This window comes from Candidatus Hydrogenedentota bacterium, from assembly GCA_035416745.1.
Taxonomy (GTDB): domain Bacteria; phylum Hydrogenedentota; class Hydrogenedentia; order Hydrogenedentales; family SLHB01; genus UBA2224.
This window is the reverse complement of the sequence record DAOLNV010000096.1, coordinates 1-1,803: the sequence shown is the minus strand read 5'-3', so window position 1 is coordinate 1,803 and position 1,803 is coordinate 1. Positions and strand designations below refer to the sequence as shown.

The 1,803-nt window shown below is 61.6% G+C and carries 2 protein-coding genes; both read left to right on the top strand.

Annotation, left to right across the window (positions count from 1 at the left end; translation table 11 throughout):
* Nucleotides 1-357: Hsp70 family protein (locus PLJ71_19770; protein ID HQM50931.1), on the top strand; the 357-nt coding region annotated here is incomplete at its 5' end.
* A 119-nt stretch (nucleotides 358-476) separates the two neighbouring features.
* Entirely contained in the window at nucleotides 477-1,619 is a 1,143-nt protein-coding gene (dnaJ, locus tag PLJ71_19765; protein HQM50930.1) for a molecular chaperone DnaJ, read from the top strand.
* The last annotated feature ends 184 nt before the right edge of the window (nucleotides 1,620-1,803 follow it).

Sequence of the window (1,803 nt, the reverse complement as noted above, 5' to 3'; positions counted from 1 at the left end):
GCGGATGCCATGGTGTATCAATGCGAAAAACTGCTCAAAGAAAGCGGTGACAAGGTTGACGCCGCGGACAGAAATGCCGTCGAGGCGGCTGTCGACGGCGTGAAGAAGGCGCTCGAGAAAGACGATACCGCAGCCATTGAATCGGCCATGGAGGCCCTCACCCAGGCTCAGTACAGGCTTTCGGAAGCCCTTTACAAGAGCGCGGCGGGGCCGGCTCAATCCGCTTCCGATGCTTCGAAACAGCAGGGGCCCCAGCGAGGTGCTGATGACGCCAAAGAAGCCGCACCGGGCGGAGATACCGTGGACGCGGATTTTACCGTTGTCGATGAGGACGATAAGAAGGAAAATAGAGAGTAGTACCCAAGCCCGGGCGGGATGCGTTCTTCTGGGGGATGGGGACGTGTTAGAGCCGCGGGCTTGTTGGTGGCCCGTCCCGCCGGATGTCCGGACGGGGCAATCATCGGGGATACCTGCCGATGGCGACTAGAGATTTCTATGAAATACTCGGGGTTTCCCGGCAAGCCTCGCAGGACGAGATCCGCAAGGCATACTTGAAGCTTGCGCATAAATACCATCCCGACAAGACCGGCGGGGATAAGGCTGCCGAGGACAAACTCAAGGAGATCAACGAAGCCTACGATACGCTCAAGAATCCTGACAAACGTTCACAATACGATCGTTTCGGAAATCTTGGCGCGGGCTTTGGCCAGGGTTTTGGCGGCGGTTTCGGCGGTTTTGGGTTTGGTACGGAAGGCACGGGCGGATTCGATACGCCCTTCGAGGATTTTTTCGACGTCTTGTTTGGGCGTTCTGGCACACGCGGCCGGCGGCGGCCCGCTGCCCGGCCCGGGAGTGATCTCGAGCGGCGCGTCACCATCACCCTGAAGGAAGCGGCTTCGGGCGTCAAACGTGCCGTCCGGTTCTCGCGCATGGAGAATTGCGGGGAATGCCATGGCACGGGGGCCGCGCCGGGAACAAAGCAAAGAACCTGCCCGGACTGCAATGGCAGTGGGCAAGTGCGGCGTTCTCAGGGCTTCTTCAGCATTACGCAAACCTGCCGGAGATGCGGGGGCAGGGGATGGAGCATTGATGATCCGTGCACCAAGTGCCGGGGGTCCGGACGGGTGCAGACACAACGCGACCTTTCGGTGGACATACCGGCCGGGGTCGATACCGGCTCCCGGCTGCGGGTGCCGGGCGAAGGGGAACCGGGAGAGAACGACGGACCCCGCGGCGACCTCTATATCTTCATCGAGGTAGAGTCCGATGATTTCTTCGTTCGCGACGGCAACGATTTGGTCTGTGAAGTACCCGTGAGTTTTCCCCATGCGGCCCTGGGCACCACAATACGTGTGCCTTCGCTCCAGGGCGAGGCTGAGGTCAAGATTCCGGCTGGGACCCAGTCGGGGCAGCTTTTCCGGTTGCGGGGCCTTGGCATCCCCGACATCCGCGGGTATCGCACCGGCGACCAGATCGTCCGGGTGGTCGTCGAGACGCCGACGCATCTAAACCGCGAGCAGAAGGAGCTGCTTCAACGGTTCCAGGAATTGACCGAGGCGCAGAACTATCCCGCCCATCTGCGGTTTCTGGACAAATTGAAGGAATGGTTGGGCGGATAACGGCATCGGTGGCCCGTTACCCGCGTGGCCCTTGCGGGCAGCGCGCCAACGGACCGCCGCCGCCGGGGGCAAGGCACGTAAGGGGTTTGCTCGAAACACCTGCGGGGAGTACGATCACGGGTATGACGCAGGATATGTTCGAGAGAGCCGCCGCGGAACGGCTGCGCAAAGAGGCTCCGCTGGC